Consider the following 25,202-nt stretch of genomic DNA (forward strand, 5'->3'; position numbering starts at 1 on the left):
TCATCCTATGATTACAGTTGGTTCTCCTACAGCTGGTGACGCACCACAAACACATGAATCGCCTACTCTTAAGGCCGGTATTCCCCCGATCAATACAGTGGAGCTTCCAGCAATGAAAGGGCTGACTGTGGGCTGGTGTGCATTGGGAGGCAGGACACAGGAATGATTATCTCCTACCACGGCTGCTGGCATTCCTCCTATCAGGACAGTAGGGACTCCTGGGCCGATAATCGATCCGCCGTGTGTACTTAAGTCTCCAAATCTTGCTGCTGCCGGCATAATCAATTGATTTGTACTAGTGAACCTGAAATGACCGTCTGACCTCCAGAGGAAACTTCCGCTCCGGCAGATCCTTCTGCTTTCAATTGTGCACTGGCTTTTAATTCTATCCCTGTGCCTTCCATTTTGATATCACCACTGGCTTTTAGGATAATGTCCTTGGCGCTTTCTAAAGTGATTCCATCCGAGTCCATACTTATTTTGTTCCCATTTTCATCTTCCAGAAGAATGGCTCCGTCCTCATCTGTGAATTGAAGCTTATTGCCATTTGGAGTCTCGATGTCAATGGTTTTCTTTTCATCATTAAAAACCACTTTGAGTTTTTCCCGGGTTACAATACCCTTTTCATGGTTGTCATCTGTGGCTTCAAATGGGACAGGTTTACTGCTGCTATGAAGCATTCCCAAAACCACCGGATCACGAGGGTCTTCATTGATAAAAGCCACTATTACCTCGTCCTCCAGTTCAGGCCTGAAGTAAATTCCCCGCTCATTTCCCGCATCTGGTGAAGCATATCTTGCCCAGATACCTTCTTCCTCTAAACTGATCATGGGAAGTTTCACCTGAATCCTGTTTTCACCGTCAGGATCGCCCTCTAATGCTGTGACGATTCCAATGTGAAGCCCCTTTATTGCAGGCAAAAGGCCAGATGCGGCCACATCGAGGATATCATCATATTCCCTGGCAAACCACTTGGGATCCAAGCCCAGACCGAGATGGGTAAACCATTTTTGGTTTGGAGAAAACTCATGGTAAACAGATGAGACAAATGCTTTTCCATTAAAGCGGCTACCAAAACCTCTGAGCTCAACCATATCGCCTGGCTTCACGGTGTTGTTACCTAGGAGTGTAACTCTTCCCTGTATTTTTGCCAATCGGCTTCTCAATAATCCGGCATCCGTCCAGGCCTGTAATTCTTCATCTGCTAATAGGCCACCATGCTGCATTTGGAAGGATTCCAATCCGATCACTGCTGCGAGGTCATCTCCACTGATATCCCCAGGTGAGATATTTCCCGGGTCAGCACCTTCTTTTTCGGAGATTTCCTGCTTTATAAAATCCCAGCTCAGACCTTTGGTGGCTGTGTATTGCTGCCTAGCATCCATGTCGGCCTCGAATTCCACCACATTATCTCCGTATTGGAGCTCAAGTACAGGATCTGCGCTGGTTTGGGGCTTTTGGATGGACACCGTTCCTGCTTCTGTGGTAATGATTTTTCCATTTGCATCTGCCCTGCTCATCATGAAGTCCCAGTCCGTTGCATGATACTGCACGATCTCGGCATGTTTCAAACTGGTACTTTCTACATCAGCGGAGAGATCGGGATACTTTCCAATCAGCTCTTCCATCACATCGCTGTCAGAACTCTCAAAAAAGTACTTGTTTTTCCTTCCCACGGTCATTTTGATGACAGGATCCCGGAGTTCGAGGATGAGTCTGGATGCTTTTTCAGGATTGATTTCCAGCCCATGTTTGATAATGATCCCTTCAAAAATTGTCTCTTCCAAATTGTGATAACCTGCATCAATTTTAAGAGTTACACCTGGTTTAAACAGCTCTCCTTCACTCAATTGAAACTGGCCAGTGGCGATATCACCATCAAAAAGAACCAATTTGGCCGTTGGGATTTTGTTCACAGCTTTGCGCACGGCGATCATGGCCACCCCGACAGAAGGTGGAACCTGCTCACCATCTGAGAAAATCTTAAAGGTAGCTAAGTCTTGCTGTGTTTCAGTTGATGTGGGTGCTAAAGGCATGCTATGATTTTGCTAAGGGTGGAAAAATGAGTTTCTGGCCTGGGATTAGTTTTCTGAAATTTTTAAGGTTGTTGGCTTTGGCTACTTCCAGGTAATATTCCTGGGTTCCATAGATTCTTTTGCACATGAGAAGCAGCGTGTCCCCGGATTTCACCGTTCTTTCGTGGGTTAAATCCGGTGAATTTCTGGCCGTGGTCGCAGCCTGCTCCTGACGGGAAAGAGACTGGTCAAAATTGGCTGAAACAGTCGCCCTGATCGGTAAACCTGAAGCATTGAAAAGCTTGTAATTGATAGTTGCAGTAGCCAAAACACCTCGAAATTGGTAAGCTCCCCAATTGATTTGCAGATAATTTGGCTTATGCGTATCGGACTGGATGTTTTGTGTGATATCCAGAAATTTCCGGATTGCCCCGTCCACATGTTTGTCCTTGCTGATGATGTCGATGGCACTGACCTTATTTTCACTGATGCTTTCCAGATTAGGCTTATTGTCTCCCAAATAGTCAAAGTTTGTATCGCCGGGTTTATCCGCACTTGGAGGCGAAGCTGCACTCGCGTCAAAGAGAAATTCAAAAGAAACTGAATCGGATTCCAAGGTTCTGAACTGGTATTGTTTCCCGTCCGCAGGCCCTTCCTCGGGAATCCACTTGGATTTAAATTCCTGGGAAAAGGTGGTAGGATTGTACATCACCACATAGGTAGCGGTGGCTTCATTGTACTCCTCATCCTTGAAAGCTGTGATTTTAAGCTTTTCTAGACCTCCTTTTTGGGAAAAAATATCGTTCAGTGACATGTTGGGTTTGGATTACCTTTCGTTTTTTTCTTTGATAAGTCTGCTGAGTTCACGGATTCCATCCATGACCGCTCCGGTATCAGGTTGTTTGTTTCCCTTTCCTGTGGGGCTGGATTCAGCCGCGTCCACAGTGGTTCGAATGATGAGCTCTTTGATTTCTATGGGCATGGTCTTATAGAGAAATATCGTCTGGACTGATCCTTCTATAGTATTGATAAGCGAATTCTATGTTTTCGATCATCATCGTGTTTTCCATGGCATTGAAGCCTTCGATGGACCATTTTACCGGCCAGGCATTGACAAAATTCCAGGCTTGTAAAGGAAGTTTCTCAGGGCTTAAAAGAATAACCGTAATGTCCTGAGCTTCAAATTCAAATCCTTCCACGCTGTCTTTAAACCATTTGGCAATCTGGGAACTGATAGCCATTCCTCGTTTCAAGGCCAGATTGGGGTAGGAGACCGGATTTGGCATACGATGTTTGAAGCGGTTCTCTCCTCCTTCGGCATATTCTTCCACGCCGATTTCCACACTCAAGCCCGAGACTTCCTGAAATCCAAAATCTGGCATTGCGGGATATTTGAGCAGCAATCCCTCAAAACGTACCAGAAAATGAAAGCCTGTAGGTGGATAGAGTAAAGCCATTTGATTATGGAGTTTCTATTGCCAGGCCTTCGTGGCAGAGCTCAATGCTTTCGATGGCCACTTCATTTCCGGTGGAATTCAGAGATGGGCCCTCCACTTTGCATGGCCAGGCTTCTTTGACTTTCCAAACCATCACGGGCTCGTGTTCTTCATTGAGCAAGCTGATCGTTAAATCCCGTCTCTCGATGTTGTTCATTTTGACGGTATTGAGCCATTGGAAAAATTCATTGTCGGCCCGGAAAATGCCCCTTTTCAATGTGATATTTGAGTATTGAGGAATACCTGGCATTTTGCTCACATGATATTCTAGGGAACTGCCTTCCCGATAATCTATGCTCTGAAGCTCCACAGTCAGGCCAGATACTTCTGTGAAACCGATGCGCGAACCGCCCCATTCTACCTGAAAATGAAAGACGGAAACTGGATATGCTACTGCCATAATTGTATGATTTTAATTTCTGTTCTTGATTTTTTAGTTTAGGATTCCTGAAGTTTATGGGAGAATTTCAGGATGATAAATTCGGCAGGCCGTACTGCCGCCAATCCGATTTCTATGTTCATCCTACCTTCCAAAATGTCCTGGGCTGACATGGTCTGTCCCAATCCAACCCGCACAAAAAAGGCTTCATCCGGTTTTGCTCCGGCCAGTGCACCGTCCCTCCATAGTTTGGAAAGAAAGTTTTCGATCATGGTCTTGGTTCTTAGCCAAGTGTTGGCATCGTTTGGCTCGAAGACCACAAATTCGGTGGCTTTTTTCACCGATTCCTCTATAAAAATATAGAGCCTCCTCACTGGAACATACCGCCATTCATTGTCATTTCCGGCCAGTGTTCTAGCTCCCCATATCAAAGTCCCTTTGCCTGTAAAAGTCCTGATGGCATTTATGGATTTACCGGAGGTTGCATCTACATTGAGATCTGCCTGCTGATCGTGGGATACTTTTCTGGACGGGCCTATGACTGTACGCACATCCACATTGGCCGGGGCTTTCCAAACTCCCCGCTGTCTGTCAACTCTTGCGTAAATCCCAGCTACTGCACCTGATGGAGGCAACGTGATGTAGTTTTTATTGATTTCGGCAATAATACTCCTATATAAACTGGGATCATTTTTGAGCACACTTGGGTCAGCAGGATCAATAGCTTCCAAGGGCAAGGTATCGTGTGGCCCTGCATCACTGGGGACTGGGCCTGTTTGATAAATATTGGTGTGAGTGATCGTCTGATCGGTTGGAGAGTAGGCGTAGTTTAACGCAGTACTCAAGTTGGGATAATAGGCTGCCCCATATTTCAGATTTGATATTCCTATGCAATCATCCCTGAAATGCTGAGCATCTGCGAAAGGATCAGCGGTGACATCTTTGACATCGATGATCACAAATCTGTCCTTCAATGATTCACATTGTGCCAAAGCGGCATCGTAAATGTCCTTATAGACAGTGCCTGTGGTTTCCGGAAGCACTGCTGGTATTACATCAGGAAATACGATCAAGGTCGGTTCATCTACTCCTTTTAATGCTTCCAAACCACCCAAAAGGGAATCCTCGTCCGTAGGATCTCCTTTTGCAGGCAAATTGTCAAAGTCATTCACTGAGACGATATAGCAAGGCCCGCCTCCATTGGAAAAATACATCTGAAGGGAGTAGTAAAGCTTGTATGGACTTGGTGTCGCTGGCGGAACTGCGCTGACTTTTCTGTTATCCAACTTTCCAGGGGCCCCTTGAGAACCTGGATAGATATCTTCTATGGTTATGGTAAAAGCTTCTGGGTTTGCTTTCCCAAAAATTGCTTCGAATTCCAGCATGCTGGTGATCCTCGTAGGAATGGTTTTGACGCTATCCCCATCTTTGATTGCGATTTCGGTATGCCCGATAAAAGCAGGGATGGCTGTTTCCACGGAGGCTATAGAAGCGGGGAGAGTGGAAATCTCTTGTATGTAAACACCGGGGGTAGATTGACTTGCCATAGCTTGTTTATTTTATGATTAAAAGATTAGGATTCCTGTAGCTTGTGAGAAAACTTCAGGATGATGAATTCTGCCGGCCTTACAGCCGCCATTCCGATTTCTACGATGAGTCTGCCTTCCAGAATATCCAATGGAGTCATGGTCTTGCCCAGCCCCACATTGACAAAAAAGGCCTCTTCTGCTTTTGCCCCTGCCAGTGCCCCATCTCTCCAGAGATTGCTCAGGAAGTTTTCGATCATGGTTTTCACCCTTAGCCAAGTATTGGCATCGTTGGGTTCGAATACGACAAATTCAGTTGCTTTTTTAACAGATTCCTCTACAAAAATGTATAGTCTTCTCACTGGGATATACTTCCATTCATTGTCATTTCCGGCTAGAGTTCTTGCGCCCCAAACCAAGTTTCCCTTTCCTTGGAAGAAGCGGATGGCGTTGATGGATTTTCCGGAAGTTGGATCCACATTGAGCAGTCCTTGATCTTCTGCATTGACTAGAATCATCGGTCTGCTTACCCCGCGAACATCCACGTTGGCAGGGGCTTTCCACACGCCTCTTTGGCGATCCACTCTGGCACAGATACCGGCCATGGAAGCACTTGGATAAAGTTCCATTTTTTTGGATTGAAGCTTGGCAATGATGGAGTTGTAAAGAGTTTTGTCTGGGGCTTGCCAAGAAAAAGTGCCAGAACCGGAAATTACGGCCCCTCCATTGCCATTCGTATCTGTGTAGGTCAAAGTAAGTAATCTTCCCTCCTCACCAGGTGCGGTGGCTGTAAGTGTGATCAGATTACCTGCCCTGGAAACTGAAAATTCCGGACTTCCATCTATGGCATCTTCCAAAGCATCTGCAGTTGTGATATCAGAGGTAGCTTTATTGAACTGATCGCCCTCCGTGTAGGTGCCTGAACCTATGTTAAAGACATCGTCATCCAGATTGTCGTAATTATTTATTCTAATTGTCGCAGTGGCAAACGCATCTCCGTTTCCCAAGGCATTCAAACTTTTGTTGTGAAATGGGCCAAGTCCCGCGCCTCCCCGATTATCTGTGATCGTAAGCTTGCTTTCGGAATAGTATTTATAAAGTGAGGTTTTCAAAGAAGGATAATATGATGCTCCATACTTTAAATCACTTGTTCCTACCTCTGCTCTGAAGGTAGCACCGTCTTCTGCGACAGATTGTCCTGAAATATGAAGGGCATCCATCAGGGCAAATCGATCCTGCAGCCTTGCACATTGGGCAAGGAGCGTTTCATGGACTGTTTTTCTATCGATCGTACTTAAAATCACAGCCTCTGGCACGACCAAAAGCGTAGGCTCATCCTCTTCCTCCAAGGCATTGATTCCTGCTACCAAGGCTGTAGCCGCAATGGAAGTCGGGGCAGGATTTGGACCGGGAACCATATCTCCCACAGACACGATGTAGCAAGGGCCGCCACCGTTGTTGAAATACATATAGACCTGGTAAGTCATCCGGTATGGCGAAAAATTAGTCGGGTCATTAACGGCTACCTGGGTATTCCCATCTGCATCCAGTGTCAAAGTGACTCCATAATCTTCCGGGTAGGATTCTCCAAAAATCTCCTTGTACTCAAGGTAGGAAGTAACACGCACCGGTTTATTGATGGGAAGTGTCTCTCCGTTTTTTGATCTCGATGCAGTATAGCCGACAAAGGCCGGGATCGCCGTGGCGACCGGAGCAATAGATGCTGGAAGGGTTGATATTTCCTGAACATAAACCCCAGGGGTTTTAAAGTCTGCCATTTTCGATTTATTTACTAGATATATACATATATTTCTGTGTTGGTTTCACCCCCAAAATCCTTCGTAGGCGCTGAGCGGGAAGGGTTTGGAAGACTGGGTATCAATACCTGATTGCCAGGGGATTTGACCAGTTTTAGATTTAGCTTTGGGATTTCGAAATAGGGGATCTTCGATTGGGAGCGGAAAACCACCGTTTCTTTGCCGTTGAGCTTGATGTCGGCATTAGGGCTAGCTCCAATCTGGCTGAAATTGTAAGTGTCATAGGGAACAGACCCCTCATTTCCATCATCTTGTATGGACAGGTTATTGGTGACCAAATCAATTTTTTGGTTGCCATTCACTACATAATATGTCCAAAGACTTTCCTTGCTGGCAAACTCAAGCTGATAGTATTCCTTAGCCCCATAAAGATGAGCGGGAGCAGCTGCGTAGTGGAGTTCCATTAGCCCAATGCTTTTCCCGGAAAAGTCATCAGCCAAGAAGTAATTCTTCGTCCATAAATCAGTCGTATCCCCTTCATCTCTCAACGTAAAAGTGTAAATGCCCTCTTTCCGTCCTTGCAGGTCAAAAATGAAGCGGAAATTCCCTTGGGAATCAGGAAGGACTTCGGTCATATCCGGTAGCCATTTTCCAGTTTGGGATTTCCCCGGAGAAATAAATTCATTCTTCGCATTGCGGATTTTGATCCGGACTGATGTTGGGGTAGGATTTAAGCGAAGATCCAGCGAAAATATCTTGAGCCTTGCTCCATCCAGTAATTGATAGGAAAGAACTTCGGGAGCTGAACCATCAGTAGAAGCTTGGGCAGGGGAGTTAAAGAAATATGGAACCTTCCCAGATCCAAAGGCCGTGCTTTCCGTATCTAAGTCTGTGATCTGGAAAAAGGAACCCGGGTTCTCTGATTCCAGATAAAAGAAGAACGACAAAGGGACTTTCAGTGGACTGAGAGGAGTGCTTTCATCTTCCTCAGTCCGATAAAGCAATACGGCACCTCCAGGGATGGTTTTAAATAATATCCTGCCATTTTTCAGGAGATTTGCGGTCTCTTCACTTGGGCGCAGCTGTATCCCTTTGGCGATGCCATCTTGATAAAAATCATGGCGAAGCGCTACTTCGCCGAGGCGTGTGTAGATAATGCTCATGATTTGTGAAGGGGATTAAGATGAATCTTTTCAATTGGATCACCGCTTTCGAGAAGTTGGTCTTCCTGAATACGGAGGGTTTTTACTTTGTACAGTACAGAGGGCAGATATTTTGCACCGACCACCGTCCAGAAGTTATAAAGTTGCTCGAAGGAATAACTATAGAGTTCTACTACTATTTTGGTAAGTTCAGGATCAGAACCTGATAAACCCGGGCTGTTTTCTTTGGTAAATACATTTTTGGACTGGAAAAAAGAGATGGCATAACCCAGTTGCTTGAGACCTTCTACATAGTCGTCAGAGGAATCATTGATGTTTTTATTCTGAAAATTGGCAGTAATCAGTACATAGAGATTGAGTTGAATCTCCGGATTTCTTTTTTCGGTTTTTCCTACGGCATTGATATAGGTGCTGCGCTGCTCCTTAATAGTACGTTCCTCTTCAATGTTGATCAGGGATAGCCCTAGGCTTTTGTCTGGAATAATGATTCCTGTCTCATTTGTGACAGAGGACAGAACTACCCTGTCCCCAATAGGGTCGCCTACCTTTAGTTTGATAAAGGCATTGAGCTCTGCGGTTAAAAATTCCAGTGTGGAATGAATCATATCTGAATAAAAAATGGTTAAAAATATTCAATTGAAAACCTGGATGAAGGTATTCATCTAACCAATAAAAAGACAGGAAACATTACCATGTTTTTATGCGATAATTAAGAATTAAAAAAATATAATCAGCTGGAAATCATTTGGATGTGTGGTATAAATTAACATCAGTTGACATGGTGATTCTTAAAAAGCAAGAATTTTAGGTGTGAAGGCGTGTCTTTCACGTTAGACGGACTCGATTATACCATATAGTCTTGCTGCCAGTTTGCCTTTGATCCATGTGTCATAGCGTATTAGTTCGAAGGAGGCCGGATCCCATTCTACCCCTTTGGTTTCATTTTGTAATTCGTGCAAGGCAGGGTGCTGATGAATCTGATTGTGATCGGGATTGTAAAGTGACTTTTGAAGCTTCGTGAAAAGGCAAAAGGAGCTTTGAATCCTTTTATTTACAACAAATGTGGTTCTTGCTATTAATTTCCGGAAGTTTTCGATTTTATATTCGAGCCAGTCTGTATCGTTTAGATCAAAAAGTATCATTATTTCCAACATTTTTGAACCCAAATAATAGTCGGGCAAACACTTTAGCGTGTTCTGGTTCTGATGGATTTGCTTGAGTGCATTTTTAAAATCCATAAGCTTGTAATTAAGGTGCATGTCTAAATACATCCATTTCGACATTTGTGAGGTGTCCAGTTGAATCAGCTCATTGTGGAGAACATGACGGGCATCTTCAATTTTGTCAAGATGAAATAATGCGTACCAGTGAGTCAAGGTAAAATTGAGTTTGTTCTCTTTAGAGAAGTGGGTAGTCTGCATCACTTCGACGGATTCCTCCAGCACTTTGTCATATTCGCGTTTGGCAAGAAATACTGACATTTTTAATAGCTTAAGACCCTCTTTGCAATATAATTGCAGCCCTGGTTTCCATTCTGAATTTGCTTGGTCAATTATGGATAAGGCATGATCATATTCTCTTTGTTGAATGGCATTTCGGATGATGTTTAATTTGTTCCAAGACTCCAAACTATGATTCAATTTCTTAATCATTGATTTTAGATACTTGTTTTTGGACGCTTTAGGGCTTTTCTTGGAGCAAGGGTTTTGTTTGATCAACAACTGCAGATGACCGTTGATGGCAAGCTCCAACTCAGGCAGATCGTTGGTATTGAGGACTTCAACTATCCCAAATCGTACTGCTGTGGTATAAATTGTCCATATCAAATCATGAAAATTGTACTTGATTGCCATTTTTAATACTTTTTCAAGCATTTTAGCCCCCTCGCCACGTACACCTCTGACCAGAATGTGTTGGCTTTTGAGAAGCAATTCCGAACACGAGAGGTAAAGCTGGTATGTCTTATCCACACAGGGGGGTTTTAGCAAGAGAAGAAGTTCTTTCAATTCATCTTTCACTCTTTTTTTGAGCTGGAAATAAGCGGCGGCATCTTGCTTTTTATAAATTTTCTGGGCGTATTCTGAATCTGATAGGTCAGGTTGGTGTACAAAAAGCTTCAGGAGCATCAGTTTTTTCGAACTGGGAGCATTTTTGATCTTCGCAAACTCTATAAGTTGGATTCTTTCGGGAAAAGAGCATGTGTCCAGCAACTTGCGAATAGATTCCATTGGGAAAAAGTGATCAAATAGTGAAAAAGCTGATTTTGAACTTTAAAATACATCTTATTTGTCTGACAATCAAATAAATAAAATATAAGTTAGCCTAATGTCCACTTACTTGAAAGTACTGGCTTTCTCTACTTTTTCACAATAAAGATACCTGCTGAGGTTTTGCTATATTGATGCTCCAAAGCGGGAAATTGCTTGAGCAATTCTTCAAAATCCCCATTTGGATCAAGGACTGTTGATGGCATTTGTTTTTGGAGCATTTGGAAGAGGCGCGCTTTCTCTCTCAGGTCCCTATCCTGAGCCAGATATATCTTACTCAATCGATAATTTAGAAAAGGGCCGCCTAATCTAGCATTTTGATAAGGGGCCACGTCATCGCCCAGTATCATAATATCTCCGGAATAGCCCATGTTGTCCTTTTGCACAAAATAATCAGAGTCTGTGATTTTATCCTGCCAGTACAGGATGCTGGTAGCAGGAAGACCCAGTACCAAGAGGTAAAAGGCGATTTTGGCCAGCATTTCCTTTTTTATGTTCAGAAAAAACTGGGTGATCAGGTAAGTCAGGCCCGGGATAAGAATGACAAGCTGGAAGGAAGCCTGTTTTTTAATGATGAAATATTGTGCTACTGAAAACAACATCCAAATAATGACCAGTTGGCGTTGTTTCTGCTGATTGATAGTGGCAGCTCGAAGCACAGTAGCCATAAAATACCCTAAGCCTGCAAGCAATAGCGGAAAAATACCAAGTATGAACCAATCCAAAAGTGATTGGTAGTGATACTTTTCTGAAAGAAAGGTGAGTGGCCATATCTGTATGGCTTCCTCCAGCCCACCATTCCAAAAGTAGAATACTGAAATCAAGAGCAGGGGTAGGAAGTATCCCACTAATGAGAGCATCAATTGTCTGAACGAGAAACCACTGATAGCTATCCCCGTAAAAACCATGTAAGGCAAAAAGAGCATATAATTTGGGTGAAATCCGGTCGCCAACCCAGCATAGATTCCTATCAGTAAGGTGGATTCGCTGGTGTCTTTCTGTAAAACCGTCTGTGAAAAAAGCTGGCCTAACGCTAAAATCAAAAATGTGCTTCCCATTAAGGCAGGGCTCAAACTCAATAAGTCAAAGGAGAAATGGAACAGTGCGGCCATTATGATTGCCGGAAGGTAGGTATTGACATCAAATGCTTTAAACTTGATCAGCATGGAGTTCCAGTAAAGTATCTGGTAGGATATCAAGAGTCTCCCAATTACCTCATAGGCGAGCATGTTCCTGCCAAATAGATAATCCACAAAGGTGAAAAAACCAGCCGACAGGGGGCCAATATCGTCTATGACATCCTGGTAAAGGTAATACCCTTCACCTAAGCGATCACCGAGCAGCATCCACATCAATTGTGGGGCTGTAGTGGGAAATGGGTTGAAGATCAAATAGACGAATGTCAGCAAGAGAAGGTATATTCCGATGCCGATTAGTCTGAAAGGGTCGTTTAATTTAAAAAAGCTAAACAAGGTGAGGATGGAGAAGGTTGTTTGGTAGGTTTTGTACGAAATTAAAGCTTGCCCAACTATTTCGCTAAATTTGTACCACAAATACTTTAAGATGGAAAGTAAAAGACAACAAAAATACGCAAAACTCATCCAAAAAGAGCTTGGCGATATCTTTCAAAAGGAGTCCAGGCATTTGGTCGGCCGCGCCATGGTGACAATCACCAGGGTGATGATGAGCCCGGATTTGGGTTTGGCTAAAGTTTACCTTAGTTTTTTGCTCGCTGATGCTGAAGCTACATTCAAGCTAATCAATGACCACAAGAAGGAAATCAGACATCAATTGGCTAAGCGTATAGGTAAATCAGTACGTGTCATCCCTGAAATCGCTTTTTTTCCGGATGACTCAGCCGCCTATGCACAACACATGGATCAAGTGATTTCCAAACTGGATATCCCACCTGCGCCTAGTGAAGAAGACCAAGAAGAAGAGGATTAATCAGAACATCGTTGAATCTTAGTTTTTTCATAGCCGCCAGGTATTTCCGCAGTAAGAAAAAGCGGAATTTCATAGCTATTCTGTCCAGGATCTCCATGATAGGAGTTGCTGTGGGCACAATGGCCTTGGTGATTGTGATGTCCGTATTTAACGGCCTGGAGGATTTGATCCGGGAGATTTTTGCGAGCTTCGACGCAGAACTGAAAATCGAAGCTACAGTGGGCAAAAGTTTTCTGACCAACGAGGAATGGCTGGATAGTATCAGAAGCATTGAAGGGGTGGCAATTCTCACTGAAGTGATAGAGGATAATGCCTTGCTGGAGTATAACGGCAATCAGATGGTTGGAAGAATTAAGGGTGTATCTGAAAACTTTCTTGAACAGGAAAGGTTTGCTAAGGGGTATTTCTGGGGAGATACTACACTAGGGACAACGCTCAATCCAGCGGCAATCCTGGGAAGAGGGGTGGGGTTCTTTCTATCTGTAAACCTGGACAATGTCAACGTTCCACTGAAAATCTATTATCCTAAGGCTCCAAGAAGTGCCGCTTCCATAGACCCTTCACAGTTTTATGAGTCGGCTGTATTGAAACCTGTAGCATATTTTAGCGTAGATAGGCAGTTTGACGATGAGTATGTGATCGCCCCATTGTACTTTGTCCAGGATCTGCTGAAATATGGAGATAAGAGAACAGCTCTTGAGGTAAAGGTGGCGAAGGGATTTGCCATCACCGAGGTGCAGAAAAGACTCAGGGCACACTTAGGATCCGGGTTTCTGGTCAAAAATGCTGATGAACAACACGCCGGACTACTCCGTACCGTGCAGATGGAGAAATTGTTCGTTTTTCTCACGTTGACGTTTATTTTGGCCATTGCATCCTTTAATATTTTCTTTTCACTAAGTATGCTGGCCATAGAGAAAAAGAAGGATATAGCGGTTTTGAAGGCTATGGGAGCGACAGATAAATTAATCAGGCACATATTTTTAAAACAGGGTGCCCTGATCGCCATTAGCGGTGCCCTGATCGGGCTGGTACTAGGTTATATGATCTGTTGGATACAGCAGACCTTTGGCTTGGTTTCGCTGGGAATCTCCTCTGCCGTGGTTGATGCTTATCCGGTCAAGATGATCTGGAAGGATTTTGTATGGATAAGTGTAGCTATGATAGGGATTACGTTTCTCGCTTCATCAAGACCGGCCTGGATAGCCTCTCAAGTCGATCCGGTGAAGGAAGTGTAAGCCGGTAATTTTTGCGTTCGTGATTTATTCAGAAAGCACTCTGGTAGGAATGAACACTACATGTGTTTCTCCTGAAAGCCCAGCCCAGATGAAATATCCGCATGACAAATAATCATCATAAAAAATCTTGGCGAATATTTGTCGTAATTTCCTGAAAATCAATTAATAATGACCGTTTTGTTGCATTGTTTATGATCAAGTGAAATATTATCCTCTTGCAATTGAGCCCCGAGGCATGTTTATTGGTGTCTGAAGTTGTTCACCCTAATTTGTAAATATATTCCCCAATGAAGAGAGTATTGCTGCTGTTCCAGATTTTGATCGTTGTTTTTACTAGCTCAAATGTAACTTTGGCACAGGAAGCCACCCAAGATAAAGGTTCCCTGAAGTCGGGTACCATAGATAGTCAGTTTGATTATATCTATAGTGTATCAAATAATTTTCAAGAGTACAAGGTGGTCAAGCGCACCAACTTGGATCAGTTGAAATCTAATATCTTGGATTCTATGCGTACGATGAGGGCAGAAGTAGGAGATCTGAAGACGCTGATTGTGAGTGAAAAAGATTCTATTGTAAACCTGAACTCTATGCTGGAAACCGCAGAAGCAGAGAAGCTAAATGCCATAGCGGAGAAAGATAATTTCTCTTTTTTAGGAATGGGGATTCATAAGGCTGTTTATTCTTCCATGATGTGGACTTTGGTTGCCGTATTGGCCGGGGCTCTTGCAATTTTCTCCTTCCAATATTTCAGTAGTTTCAAGAAAATCAAGAAAGCGCAGAGGGATTTGGCCGAAATCCAGGAGGAGTTTGACAATCACCGCAAGAATATGCTGGACAGGGAGCGCAAACTCAAGCGGGAGCTGGTTGATGCGCAACTGGGCAGATAGGGGGTTATGTCCTCAGCGGTTTCTTAATTCATCAAAAAAGGCCAGTCGTTCGGTTTTGGCTGTTTTGATCATTCTCCAGATAAAAAACACACATCCTGCCGTAACCAACAAACCGATAGTGTTTGCCTGAAAGAGCATCACCATTCCCAATATAGCAAGTAGAAGTATCCACGCTCTGTTCAAGAACATGACTTTGGCCTCACTTGAGGAGAAATATTCTTTTTCGGTGGTATGATTGTTCACGCAAAAGTATTTGCCGGTACTGCTCCCTACACGGATGTACCAATAAATGGTCAATTCGTTTCCGCTTCTACAAGCAAGGTTAAAGTCCTGGAGTTGAAAGGATTTCTCTTTCCCTTCAGGGCTGATCAGGAATACCTGATCATGGACTACTGTGGTAGAAGTGATACTTACCGGAGCCGTATAGCCACTTCCCCTGTAGCTGGATCCTCCACCACCTCCCCCGGATACTTTTGTTTCCATATTTTTGGCTGTTTCGGCTACATGTCCAGTGAATTGGTGAACTTCGAAGGCCTTTTGGTAAGTGGGTTTGACGATGCGGTTCATAGTATCTGGATTTGAAGAACTGGAAGTTAACAGTGAAAGCAGGGCTTTTCCACTAGGAATTATTTGTCGGTCATTTCCGCTTATTTTCTGCGCAAAAATGGCTGAGAGTCGCTAAAAACAGGAAGCTGCCTTTTCAGACGCTATTCCGGAAGCTTTCTTGATACACAGGTGAATTCCCTATAAAAAAGCGTAAGTTTGTGACCTTAAAATAGCAAAATCACCGAATGGCTAAGAAAAGAGGAACTGCTTTGGAAGAGAGCGAAAAAAGGAAGTTGAACAAGCAGAATTTAAGTAAACTTGGAGGTATATTCCAGTTTTTGATGCCCTACAAAGGAGCATTCTTTTTAGGGCTGATATTCCTTGTGTTTTCTTCCCTTACCCTGCTCACTTTTCCCTATGTGGCGGGTAAACTCATCGATACCGCACAAGGGACGGATTGGATAGTGAGTGATATTAACTCGATCGCTCTGATCTTGGTGGGGATTCTGGCGGTACAGAGTACCTTCTCCTTTTTCAGGGTCTGGCTCTTTGCCTTGGTTTCTGAGCGATCCATGCGCGATATCCGTCTGGCGCTATACTCCAGAATGGTCCGCTTGCCCATGACTTTCTTCGATAAGCGTCGTACAGGGGAACTGATCAGTAGGATCACTTCTGATGTAAGCATGCTGCAGGACACTTTTTCAGTGACACTGGCAGAACTCTTCCGTCAGGTAGTAACACTGGTGGCCGGTGTGATTTTCCTCCTGGTCAACACTCCTAAATTGACGCTGTTCATGTTGGCCACATTCCCTGTCCTAGTGGTGATAGCAATGGTCTTTGGGAAGTTTATACGCAAGCTTTCTAAAACAACCCAGGATGAACTGGCTTCTGCCAACGTGATTGTGGAAGAAACTTTACAATCGATCAGTACTGTCAAGTCTTTTGTGGGTGAAGCATTTGAATCTGCGAGATATGGCAATGGGTTGAACAGGGTAGTGGGGGTAGCTCTCCGGGCTGCCAAATATAGAGGTGCATTTATTTCATTTATTATTTTCGCACTATTCGGAGGTATCGTAGCCGTGATGTGGTACGGAGCTAGTTTGGTGAGCTCCGGGGAAATGAGTGTGGGCGAACTGGTTTCGTTCGTGTTATACACCACCTTTATCGGTGGTTCCATAGCCGGGCTGGGGGATATATATGGACAAGTGCAAAAAGCCATTGGTTCTTCTGAGCGCGTCTTGGAAATATTGGATGAGGAACCAGAACCTGCTACTGGTGCTAAGACTTCTGCTTTCCAGGGTAAAATAGCTTTCGATCAGGTAGGCTTTCATTATCCTACACGTCCTGAAATGGAAGTGCTAAAAAGCCTCAGCTTCCACGTCAATCCTGGAGAGAAAGTAGCTTTAGCAGGTCACTCAGGTGCGGGGAAATCCACCATTATCCAGTTATTGATGCGTTTCTATGAGGTGCAGAAGGGTTCTATTCAGGTAGATGACCGCCCGTTACATGAATGGGATTTGCAGAATCTTCGCTCACACGTGGGCATGGTGCCGCAGGAGGTACTGCTCTTTGGAGGCTCTATCCGCGAGAATATTGCTTATGCCAAGCCTGGTGCTTCGGAAGAAGAGATTATACTGGCTGCCAAGAAGGCGAATGCCTGGCAGTTTATTTCCCAGTTTCCAGAAGGGCTGGACACACTGGTGGGTGAGCGTGGAGTGAAACTTTCAGGTGGTCAGCGTCAGCGTGTGGCTATAGCACGTGCCATTCTGAAGGATCCTTCCATCTTGATACTGGATGAAGCGACTTCTTCATTGGACGCGGAATCAGAGCATTTGGTGCAGGAGGCATTGGATGAACTGATGAAAGGAAGAACCACCATTATTATTGCGCATCGGCTGGCCACTATCCGCAAGGTGGATAGGATATATGTGCTCAGTGAGGGAGAGATTGTCGAGCAAGGCAACCACCTGGATCTTCTCGGTAAAGAAGAGGGCTTTTATGCCAATTTAGTCCGGCTGCAGTTTGCGGATTAGAGGTTGTGTGCAGCCATGGATAGAGAGATGTTGATTTTTATACTTGGAAAATCCCTTTGATTTGAAAAATGCCTGTAAGTTCTGCGGGAGTTTGAGCCATGCCTCTTTTGAAGCGACGGAACGGATGTTTGGTCTTGGGGGCTCATTTGTCTATTCGGAGTGTCTGGATTGTGGGTCGCTTCAAATAGATGAAATACCAAAGAATCTTGGTGAATATTACCAGCGTTCAGGATATTACTCCTTCCTGCCATTGAATCATTCAGGCTTTGCCCGAAAAGTATATAAGAGGATTCGAATGAAACTGTTGCTGGCCACCCAATCTAAAATTTTTGAGCCCAGGGATTATGGGTATTGGCTGAAAAAACTGGCTCCTGGATTTCATTTCAGAATAGCGGATGTGGGCTGCGGAAACGGGCAATTACTCTATGAACTATATGCGGCGGGCTTCACTGATCTGCATGGCTTTGATCCTTTCATGGAAAAAGATCTGATGGTGAACCCAAGCCTGCATCTGTGGAAAATGCGCATTGAAGAAAGCGATGGGCTATTTGATCTGATTATGTTGCATCATGCGTTTGAGCACATGGAGGATCCTGTGGAAGCGCTTCAGGCCTGTTATGACAAGTTGAAACCAGGCGGAAAATTGCTGGTGAGAACCCCTGTGGCCGATGCTGCCGTATGGAAGGAAAAGCGGGCATATTGGGTGCAGCTGGATGCGCCCCGGCATTTGATTATTCCATCTGTGACAGGTTTTCAGCTGGTTTCCCAGGCTATTGGGCTTACGCTGCAGGAAGTGCTGTTTGATTCCAGTGCGTTCCAGTTCTGGGGGACATCCCTTTATGAAAAGGGTCTTTCTTTAGACCTAAAACTAGTGGGGCGGAATTATTCCCCGAAGGAATTGGCTGGATTGGAAAAAAAAGCCCTCCTATATAATCAGGAGGGTAAGGGGGATCAGGCATGTTTTTTTCTGAGTAAGCCGCTTTAAATTTTAAGCAGCGCTTCAAAAAAGCCCATCGTTTCGCCTTTTTTCTTGAATATCAGCATAGGAAGCACGTTGTTAACCGCAATGAGCTTTTCTGCTACACTTCCCAGCAGGATGGCAGCGGATTTGGTCCTGCCACGGGAGCCTAGCAAGATCATATCTGCACCTATCTCCTGGGCTTCCGATAGCAGGGCTTTGCCTTGTCCCTCTCCATTGTTCAATATAAAGCGACAGTCCACATTTTTATGACCGAATTTCTGTATAAAGCGGTCATAGTCTTGCTGGGCATTTTCTTTCATTATTTCTGCAAACTCCTCATAGGATTTTCCTGTTTTAGAATACCCATGTGGCACTTCGTAAAGATGGACGGGGATAAGTTCAGCATTTAACTCTTCTGAAATCCGCTCCCCAAACGTAAAGATCAAATCAGTGTGGTCAGAGAAGTCTGAGGGGATCATGATTTTTTTAGGCAATCCCGGAGGTCTTTTTTCCTGCAGAAGCAGAACAGAGCAAGGGGCTTTTTTTGCGATGCCTTTAGCAAGAGACCCGCTTCCCTCAATAGTTTCTTTTCTGCCCATGATGATGATATCCACATCCTTGATTCTGGCCTTTCTCAGGAAGGTGTCCAATGGGTGGGTGCCTTCATCTGCGGAGACCTCGATTTCCATGCTTTTCGGGAAGTCATATTCTTCGAGCTTGGTTTTGATCAATGCTTCTATGGATTCATCCCCCGGGGCCAACAGCTCGGGATGTTTCCTGAGGATCTCATCGGGCACTGCAAGATTCTTGGCTACATGGACAAAGTAGCATTTATCTATTCCTAAGAACTCCAGATATACTATTGTCTTTTTGATCAGGATATCATCCATCTCCGTAAGATCAAGACCAATCATGGCCTTATAAAAATGCTTCATAGCTGTTCGGTATTTATTCCCTTAATTTAAAGCTTTGATCCAGTTTATTGAATAGTTTTTTTGTTTTTACCTGTGGAATTCCTTTTCGAGGTAATTTAGTCGGATGAAAGTTATGCAAAAGTATTTTTTGGCAATCGTTCCTGAAGGGCGATTTCAAGAGCAGGTGACGCAGTTGAAGCTGGAGATCAGGGATCTGTTTGAGGCTAAATATGCCCTAAAGTCTCCGGCACATATCACTTTGAAGATGCCTTTTGTGTATAATGAGGCGAAGGAAGCTAGACTCATTGAGAAGCTTGGGGATTTTCTGGTGAACTATGTGCCACTGGCTCTGGAAGTAAAAGGGGTAAGTACTTTTGGAGATCGGGTGATTTTCTTGGGAGTAGAGGCAGGACAGGATTTGTATGAGTTTCAGGAAGCGCTCAAGGCTTACTGCAAAAAAGAGCTAAACCTTATCGATGAGCTGAGTGACAGGAATTTCCATCCCCACATGACTGTGGCTTTCAAAGACATCAAAAAACCGCGATTTCAGAATATTCTTCACTATGTAAAGACACGTGATCTGGCGTGTAAATTCACCATTTCTCATCTTGTGCTTCTGAAAAGGATAGATGGGCGGTGGGAAACCCATAAAAAACTGCATTTCATGTAAGATTGGCGAGCAGTTCTATTACATCGTCCAATTTTTATCCATTTAAAGACATTTCTGCATAATTATGCGAAAAAAAATTATATTTTGAATATCACTTCTTTTTCGAAATAAATCACTTTTCCTAGAAAAAGTTAAAATCCAGAGTGGCGGAATTTTATTTAGGTTTTTGACAGAGGGATGTCGAGAAAAGCGAATATTAATTGGCGAGAAAGATAAAAGAGTCATGTAGAGATTAATTGGTTGTGATTGATCTTAGTTGATGGCAGTTGTTTTATTTTACTTTATAACTAATTCCCACTATTTTTAAAAACGAAATTGACACAAAATGTTATAATATTTTGTTTTTTGTCCATTTTTGTACAAAACGGCTTGTTGTTCGTATTTTTTACAGATTTTCGATATAATCTTTTTTCTATGTGTTTTTCTTCAAGCCTGTTGGGTTTTTACATATCAAACTTTCCCATGATATTGTGACCAAAATGAAAACATATAGTTAAATGTTCAACCTATGAAGAAAATTTTATTAGCCTTTGCCTTCACCATACTGGCCTGTGCGTCGGTATTGGCGCAGAGCAGGACGATCACTGGTAAAGTTGTCTCGGCAGAAGAGCCAGATGGAGTACCGGGAGCAAGTGTAGTAGTGAAAGGTACTACTTTGGGAGTCATTACCGATCTGGACGGCAGCTATTCTATAGATGTGCCAGCTGATGCTTCCACACTTGTGTTTAGCTTTGTTGGCTATCTTACGAAAGAGATGCCAATCGGTTCCACATCCATCATCAATGTGACGATGGATGTGGATGTAAAAACCCTCGGAGAAGTAGTCGTAGTGGGCTATGGTACCCAGGAGAGAAGAGAGATCACCGGCTCGGTGACATCTATTGATTCCAAGTCTATCGAAAATCTTGTGACCCCCTCATTTGAATCACAGCTGGCAGGTAGAGCACCGGGGGTACAAGTGACAACTCCTTCTGGCATTTTAGGAGCAGCTCCTATCATTCGTATCAGAGGGGTCAATTCCTTGACCTCAAGCGCTAGCCCACTTATTGTAATAGATGGTGTTCCTGTAGTAGATGCTGACCGGTCTGCGGTAGTTTCTTCCAATCCATTGGCAAATATAAATCCGGCGGATATCCAGTCTTATGAAGTATTGAAGGATGGTTCGGCAACTGCTATTTACGGCTCTAGAGCAGCCAATGGTGTGATTTTGATCACTACCAAAAGAGGTTCTTCCGGAAAAGCCAAAGTAAGCTATAATACTTCTATAGGGATGAATCAAGCCGTGGAAAGATTTGATTTGTTAACTGGTGACCAGTTTGTGGAAATTGCAAACGAAAAAGTAACCAATGCAAATCCTGATGAAACCGGAAATGCACGTCCTGGGGTTAATACAGACTGGCAGGACGTAGTGCTAAGAAATGGATTTACCCAGCAGCATAACCTTTCTATATCAGGTGGCTCAGATGCGACTAAGTACTTCTTTTCGTTGGGATATACAGATCAGGAATCTGCGGTAGTTGCAAATGATCTTTCCAGATATTCCTTCCGCGCTAATGTGGATCACAGTATTTCCAATTCGGTGAGACTGGGAACTTCCCTTTCCTATTCAATGACTCAAATCAATGGATTGAATAATGGGGCAAACTCTCTTTCAGGAGCCATTTACAATGCTACCCGTGCCCTTCCAAACGTAGAAGTTTACGACCCTGAAAATACAGCATTTGATGGCTACAATGTACAGCCCGACGGTTCTACTACAGGTTGGGGAAATAACCTTTCCGGGCCGGACAACAATATCCCAAACATTGGTTTTGTATTGGATAACAATATTTTCAGAACCAGAGCTCATAGGGTTTTAGGTTCAGCTTTTGGAGAGGTAGATATTATCAATGGCTTGACCGCGAGAACCCAAATTGGAGTTGATTTGACTTTAGCTGATGATTTTCGTTCTTGGGATCCAAGGCACGGAGATGGCAGAGGAACCAATGGAAGTGTGTATATGGCCTACAATCCAGCATTGAGATGGAACTGGCAGAACACAGTTAATTACCAAACTGTAATTGCAGATGATCACAATTTGAATGTCACTGCAGGTATGGAGTATCAGTTTACTAACTTTTATGCGTTTTCAGGGTCAGGAACAGATATCTCAGATAACTTCTACAGACAACAAAACCTGATTACTGGTTCTTATAATAACCAATTTTCTAGTGGATCATATTCGGAGAGAGGATTTGATTCCTATTTCGGAAGATTCAACTATAGTTTCAAAGGTCGGTATTTAGCATCCTTCACTGTAAGAAATGACGGTATCTCCGATTTGGTAGGTGATAATAAGCGAGGAACATTCTTTGGAGGATCTGTTGGTTGGAGGATTTCTGACGAGGCTTTCTTCAATTCTGAATTGATTTCTGACCTTAAAATGAGAGCTTCCTATGCAGAAGTAGGAAATACAGGGATTGATTCTTTTGCTGCTTTTGGTGGATTCTCTCCAGTTTTAGGTGGTGCAGGTGCAGGAATTGGCTATTCGAGAGTTGCCAATGGAGACCTGCAATGGGAAACTTCCAAAAAATTGAATTTTGGCCTGGACATGACCATAGGTAGGGTAACTATTTCGGCGGACTATTTTGAAAATAATGTAGATGGCCTTATTCTGGCTGCTCCAACCTCTCCTTCTTTAGGTATCCCTGGAAATAGCATCAACCAAAACGTAGGTGCTATGGTAAATAAGGGATTTGAGTTAAGAGCGATGTCAAATGTCATCAATAGAGGAAGATTTTCCTGGAATACGGATTTCAACATCACATTTATCAACAATAATGTGACTGAACTGATTCAGCCTTTAACTGGAACCTATAATAGGACGGTGGTTGACGGCCCGGTAGCGCAGCTATATGGCTTCAAATGGGCAGGTGTAAATGCCGCTAATGGTAATGCCATGTATTACAGCGGTGAGAATGGTGATATTGTACAATTGGTAGGTTCCTCCTCTTGGAGAGTCTATAATCCATCAGATCCGTCCAACATAGAACAAGCTGGTAACGCCCCAACTCAGTTCTTCTTAGGCAATACACTTCCTAAATGGCAAGGTGGATGGTCAAACAGCTTTACTTTCGGGGATTTTGATGCGGAAATCTTCACAAGATTCTCCGGTGGAAACTACATCATGAATGAATCTCTAAGAGGCTTAATGGGCTTAGGCTTCTCAAATAACCATGCTGAAATTTTAAACAGATGGACAGAAGGTGGACAAGTAACTGATGTGCCTAGACTATACTCAGGCAGAGATTCTAATACTTGGATGACTTCTGCTTCAAACAGCAGGTTCATAGAGAAGGGTGATTTTGTCAGAATCCAGAATATAGTAGTTGGATATACTGTTCCAGCAGCAGCTTTAAATTCAGCATTTAATGGTGCTATTACCAATGCCAGGTTCTTTGCACAGGTTCAGAATCCATTCACATTTACGGGCTATTCTGGATTAGATCCAGAGGCTAATCAATATTCAGGCCAGTTGAGCTTCGGTGTAGATTGGAACGTAGCTCCAGTGATCCGTACTTACACCGTAGGTCTTAATATCGGATTCTAATTTCACATCCTAAAAAAGAAGAAGAAAAATGAAAAAGTTTTCTATAAATAATTTCAAACTCATCGTAGCTGGAGCAGCTTTGATGGGCGGAATTAGTAGCTGTGAAGTGACAGATCTAATTCCTGCGAATTTGATTCCTGACTCTGAGGCATTTGCGACTGCTGCAAGAGTTGAGTCAGCTGTGCTAGGCGTATATGAGTCGGCACAAAGAGGTTTTTGGCTTGGAAATCCTGACCGTGGATATCCATTTGGTGCTGCTAATGTGGAGCAAGGTGATATGAGAGGTGAAGACATGTACAATGATCAGGCCTTTTATGAAATCACCTATACCAATGGATATAATCCAAGTTCAGCCAACAATAATGGAATGTGGATTTCATTGTATAGAATGATCAACCGTGTGAATATTGTAATTGAAGCTCTTCCTTCGGCAGTTGAAAATGGAGTTCTTACTCAAGAAGCAGCTGATGCCTATAAAGGTGAGATGCTATTTATGAGGGCTTTGGCTCATCATGAATTGCTGATTCACTTTGCTAGACCTTATTCTGATGATCCTTCCTTACCAGGAGTTCCGTACAGGACTTTCGCTATCAATGATGTACCAAAAGTACCGGATGGAGAAGCTGTGGGAAGAGGAACAGTGGGAGAAGATTATGCCCAATTATTGGCGGATTTGGATGAAGCTGAACAAAAATTACCAGAAGGTGGAGCAGATAGGGCTAGTAAAGGAGCTGCTATTGCACTGAAGTCTAGAATCAAATTACATATGGAAGATTGGTCAGGCGTTATTACCGAATTTGGAAAGATAGAATCTTCTTATGAAGTGACAGCTAATCCTGCGGAGCCATTCCGTGGAGGTGCTTCATCTGATAATATCTTTTCTTTTATTAACTCTGAAGGATCAAATCCTGGTGTTAATGGTGCATTGCCTTCTATGTACGGTAATCCAGCTGATGGGGGACGGGGTCTTGTGAAAATTTCTCCGATTATCTGGAGATCGGATTTTTGGAATGAAGCAGATGTAAGAAGAACGGCGCTCACGGCTCGTAATGCCGCTGGTATTTATACAGCTAAGTATATCGATCATGTTACGCGTACTGATCCTAATACAATTCTTAGATTTTCAGAGGTCGTATTGAATGCTGCTGAGGCAAACGCTCAGCTTGGTGAATTGAATGATGCAGTTGCTTTACTAAATTCTGTAAGAGATCGCGCACTTCCTGCTTCAGTTCCTTCTTTTTCCGCCGCAGGTCTTGGTGGTAAAGATGGTGTTTTGACAGCAATTTATAATGAGCGAAGGATCGAATTTCTGGCAGAAGGTAGAAGATGGGCTGATATCCATCGCCTTGCCGGGGCTGGTGTTTTGCCAGGTATTCCTGCCAAAGTTACTTCCCGTTCGATCACTAATATTGATTTCTATACTACTGATAGGACATTTACAACTGATTATGCTGAGCCTTATTCAAGTAATCTGTTTATTTGGCCTATTCCACTGGATGAAATCCAAAATAACGCTACGTCTCCTATCGAGCAGAACCCAGGCTATTAAGTTAACCCGGTCCATAAAATTAAAGTCCGGCCATCTGGCCGGACTTTTTTATTTTAATCATTAAAGTGAAAGGTTGGATTAAGGTGGTAGGATAAGAGTGTTTCATAATACGCCACAAAACGTAGAACCTACAAAGACAAAGTATGCATATCGGCTTTTCTTTTGTCAGTGAAGAGATTAAAGCATGATAGGATTTGGTCAACAATAGAATTATGATTTATCCTACCTTACCTCAACTTCTCCATGATCAGCTCTATAGCTTTGT

General features: G+C 43.5%; 22 protein-coding genes. 8 read left to right on the plus strand and 14 right to left on the minus strand.

Annotation, left to right across the window (positions count from 1 at the left end):
- The 12 genes from LZF95_RS17045 to LZF95_RS17100 all read right to left on the minus strand — a co-directional run bounded on the left by LZF95_RS17045 (position 1) and on the right by LZF95_RS17100 (position 12,012).
- Entirely contained in the window at positions 1-279 is a 279-nt protein-coding gene (locus LZF95_RS17045; protein ID WP_233756232.1) for a PAAR domain-containing protein, read from the minus strand.
- A 2-nt stretch (positions 280-281) separates the two neighbouring features.
- On the minus strand, positions 282-2,036 hold the full coding sequence (gene vgrG, locus LZF95_RS17050) for a type VI secretion system tip protein VgrG (RefSeq protein ID WP_233756233.1): 1,755 nt from the start codon (positions 2,034-2,036) through the stop codon (positions 282-284).
- Between the two features lies 1 nt (position 2,037).
- The gene (locus LZF95_RS17055; protein WP_233756234.1) at positions 2,038-2,829 is read right to left on the minus strand and encodes a LysM peptidoglycan-binding domain-containing protein; all 792 of its coding nucleotides are present in this window, start codon (positions 2,827-2,829) and stop codon (positions 2,038-2,040) included.
- Between the two features lie 12 nt (positions 2,830-2,841).
- On the minus strand, positions 2,842-2,997 hold the full coding sequence (locus LZF95_RS17060) for a DUF5908 family protein (RefSeq protein WP_233756235.1): 156 nt from the start codon (positions 2,995-2,997) through the stop codon (positions 2,842-2,844).
- Between the two features lie 4 nt (positions 2,998-3,001).
- On the minus strand, positions 3,002-3,472 hold the full coding sequence (locus LZF95_RS17065) for a phage tail protein (protein ID WP_233756236.1): 471 nt from the start codon (positions 3,470-3,472) through the stop codon (positions 3,002-3,004).
- 4 nt (positions 3,473-3,476) lie between these two features.
- Complete coding sequence (locus LZF95_RS17070; RefSeq protein ID WP_091696638.1) at positions 3,477-3,911, minus strand: phage tail protein; 435 nt, start codon at positions 3,909-3,911, stop codon at positions 3,477-3,479.
- Positions 3,912-3,949: 38 nt separating this feature from the next.
- Positions 3,950-5,437, minus strand: a complete 1,488-nt coding sequence (locus tag LZF95_RS17075) for a phage tail sheath C-terminal domain-containing protein (protein WP_233756237.1) — start codon at positions 5,435-5,437, stop codon at positions 3,950-3,952.
- A gap of 26 nt (positions 5,438-5,463) precedes the next feature.
- Complete coding sequence (locus LZF95_RS17080) at positions 5,464-7,194, minus strand: phage tail sheath C-terminal domain-containing protein (protein WP_233756238.1); 1,731 nt, start codon at positions 7,192-7,194, stop codon at positions 5,464-5,466.
- A 14-nt stretch (positions 7,195-7,208) separates the two neighbouring features.
- Positions 7,209-8,336: a hypothetical protein gene (locus LZF95_RS17085; protein WP_233756239.1), complete on the minus strand. Its 1,128-nt coding sequence runs from the start codon at positions 8,334-8,336 to the stop codon at positions 7,209-7,211.
- Positions 8,333-8,941: a DUF4255 domain-containing protein gene (locus tag LZF95_RS17090; protein ID WP_233756240.1), complete on the minus strand. Its 609-nt coding sequence runs from the start codon at positions 8,939-8,941 to the stop codon at positions 8,333-8,335. The genes LZF95_RS17085 and LZF95_RS17090 overlap by 4 nt, the downstream gene beginning before the upstream one ends.
- Positions 8,942-9,166: 225 nt before the next feature.
- Positions 9,167-10,564 carry a hypothetical protein gene (locus tag LZF95_RS17095; RefSeq protein WP_233756241.1) on the minus strand — a complete coding sequence of 466 codons (1,398 nt, stop codon included), beginning with the start codon at positions 10,562-10,564 and terminating at the stop codon, positions 9,167-9,169.
- Positions 10,565-10,692: 128 nt separating this feature from the next.
- Complete coding sequence (locus LZF95_RS17100) at positions 10,693-12,012, minus strand: hypothetical protein (RefSeq protein WP_233756242.1); 1,320 nt, start codon at positions 12,010-12,012, stop codon at positions 10,693-10,695.
- 154 nt (positions 12,013-12,166) lie between these two features.
- Between LZF95_RS17100 and rbfA the strand changes: the two genes are divergently transcribed.
- The 3 genes from rbfA (at position 12,167) to LZF95_RS17115 (ending at position 14,675) form a co-directional block, all read left to right on the plus strand.
- The gene (gene rbfA / locus LZF95_RS17105) at positions 12,167-12,550 is read left to right on the plus strand and encodes a 30S ribosome-binding factor RbfA (protein ID WP_233756243.1); all 384 of its coding nucleotides are present in this window, start codon (positions 12,167-12,169) and stop codon (positions 12,548-12,550) included.
- 11 nt (positions 12,551-12,561) lie between these two features.
- Positions 12,562-13,788: an FtsX-like permease family protein gene (locus LZF95_RS17110; RefSeq protein WP_233756244.1), complete on the plus strand. Its 1,227-nt coding sequence runs from the start codon at positions 12,562-12,564 to the stop codon at positions 13,786-13,788.
- Between the two features lie 287 nt (positions 13,789-14,075).
- The gene (locus tag LZF95_RS17115) at positions 14,076-14,675 is read left to right on the plus strand and encodes a hypothetical protein (protein ID WP_233756245.1); all 600 of its coding nucleotides are present in this window, start codon (positions 14,076-14,078) and stop codon (positions 14,673-14,675) included.
- A 12-nt stretch (positions 14,676-14,687) separates the two neighbouring features.
- On the opposite strand, the gene LZF95_RS17120 is transcribed toward LZF95_RS17115, so the two are convergent.
- Positions 14,688-15,242: a hypothetical protein gene (locus tag LZF95_RS17120; protein WP_233756246.1), complete on the minus strand. Its 555-nt coding sequence runs from the start codon at positions 15,240-15,242 to the stop codon at positions 14,688-14,690.
- A 224-nt stretch (positions 15,243-15,466) separates the two neighbouring features.
- On the opposite strand from LZF95_RS17120, the gene LZF95_RS17125 reads away from it, so the two are divergent.
- Together LZF95_RS17125 and LZF95_RS17130 are read left to right on the plus strand one after the other, a co-directional pair.
- On the plus strand, positions 15,467-17,254 hold the full coding sequence (locus LZF95_RS17125; protein ID WP_233756247.1) for an ABC transporter ATP-binding protein: 1,788 nt from the start codon (positions 15,467-15,469) through the stop codon (positions 17,252-17,254).
- A 61-nt stretch (positions 17,255-17,315) separates the two neighbouring features.
- Positions 17,316-18,239 carry a bifunctional 2-polyprenyl-6-hydroxyphenol methylase/3-demethylubiquinol 3-O-methyltransferase UbiG gene (locus tag LZF95_RS17130; protein WP_233756248.1) on the plus strand — a complete coding sequence of 308 codons (924 nt, stop codon included), beginning with the start codon at positions 17,316-17,318 and terminating at the stop codon, positions 18,237-18,239.
- On the opposite strand, the gene LZF95_RS17135 is transcribed toward LZF95_RS17130, so the two are convergent.
- Positions 18,236-19,150 carry a universal stress protein gene (locus LZF95_RS17135; protein WP_233756249.1) on the minus strand — a complete coding sequence of 305 codons (915 nt, stop codon included), beginning with the start codon at positions 19,148-19,150 and terminating at the stop codon, positions 18,236-18,238. The genes LZF95_RS17130 and LZF95_RS17135 overlap by 4 nt on opposite strands.
- A 112-nt stretch (positions 19,151-19,262) precedes the next feature.
- Here LZF95_RS17135 and LZF95_RS17140 point away from each other — a divergent pair, with 112 nt between their 5' ends.
- The 3 genes from LZF95_RS17140 to LZF95_RS17150 all read left to right on the plus strand — a co-directional run bounded on the left by LZF95_RS17140 (position 19,263) and on the right by LZF95_RS17150 (position 24,937).
- Entirely contained in the window at positions 19,263-19,799 is a 537-nt protein-coding gene (locus LZF95_RS17140; protein WP_233756250.1) for a 2'-5' RNA ligase family protein, read from the plus strand.
- Positions 19,800-20,307: 508 nt separating this feature from the next.
- Positions 20,308-23,388, plus strand: coding sequence for a TonB-dependent receptor (locus LZF95_RS17145; protein WP_233756251.1), 3,081 nt, complete (start codon positions 20,308-20,310; stop codon positions 23,386-23,388).
- A 28-nt stretch (positions 23,389-23,416) separates the two neighbouring features.
- Positions 23,417-24,937: a RagB/SusD family nutrient uptake outer membrane protein gene (locus LZF95_RS17150; protein ID WP_233756252.1), complete on the plus strand. Its 1,521-nt coding sequence runs from the start codon at positions 23,417-23,419 to the stop codon at positions 24,935-24,937.
- Positions 24,938-25,202 lie beyond the last annotated feature (265 nt).

The organism is Algoriphagus sp. AGSA1 (genome assembly GCF_021390545.1).
In the GTDB taxonomy this organism is placed as follows: Bacteria; Bacteroidota; Bacteroidia; order Cytophagales; family Cyclobacteriaceae; genus Algoriphagus.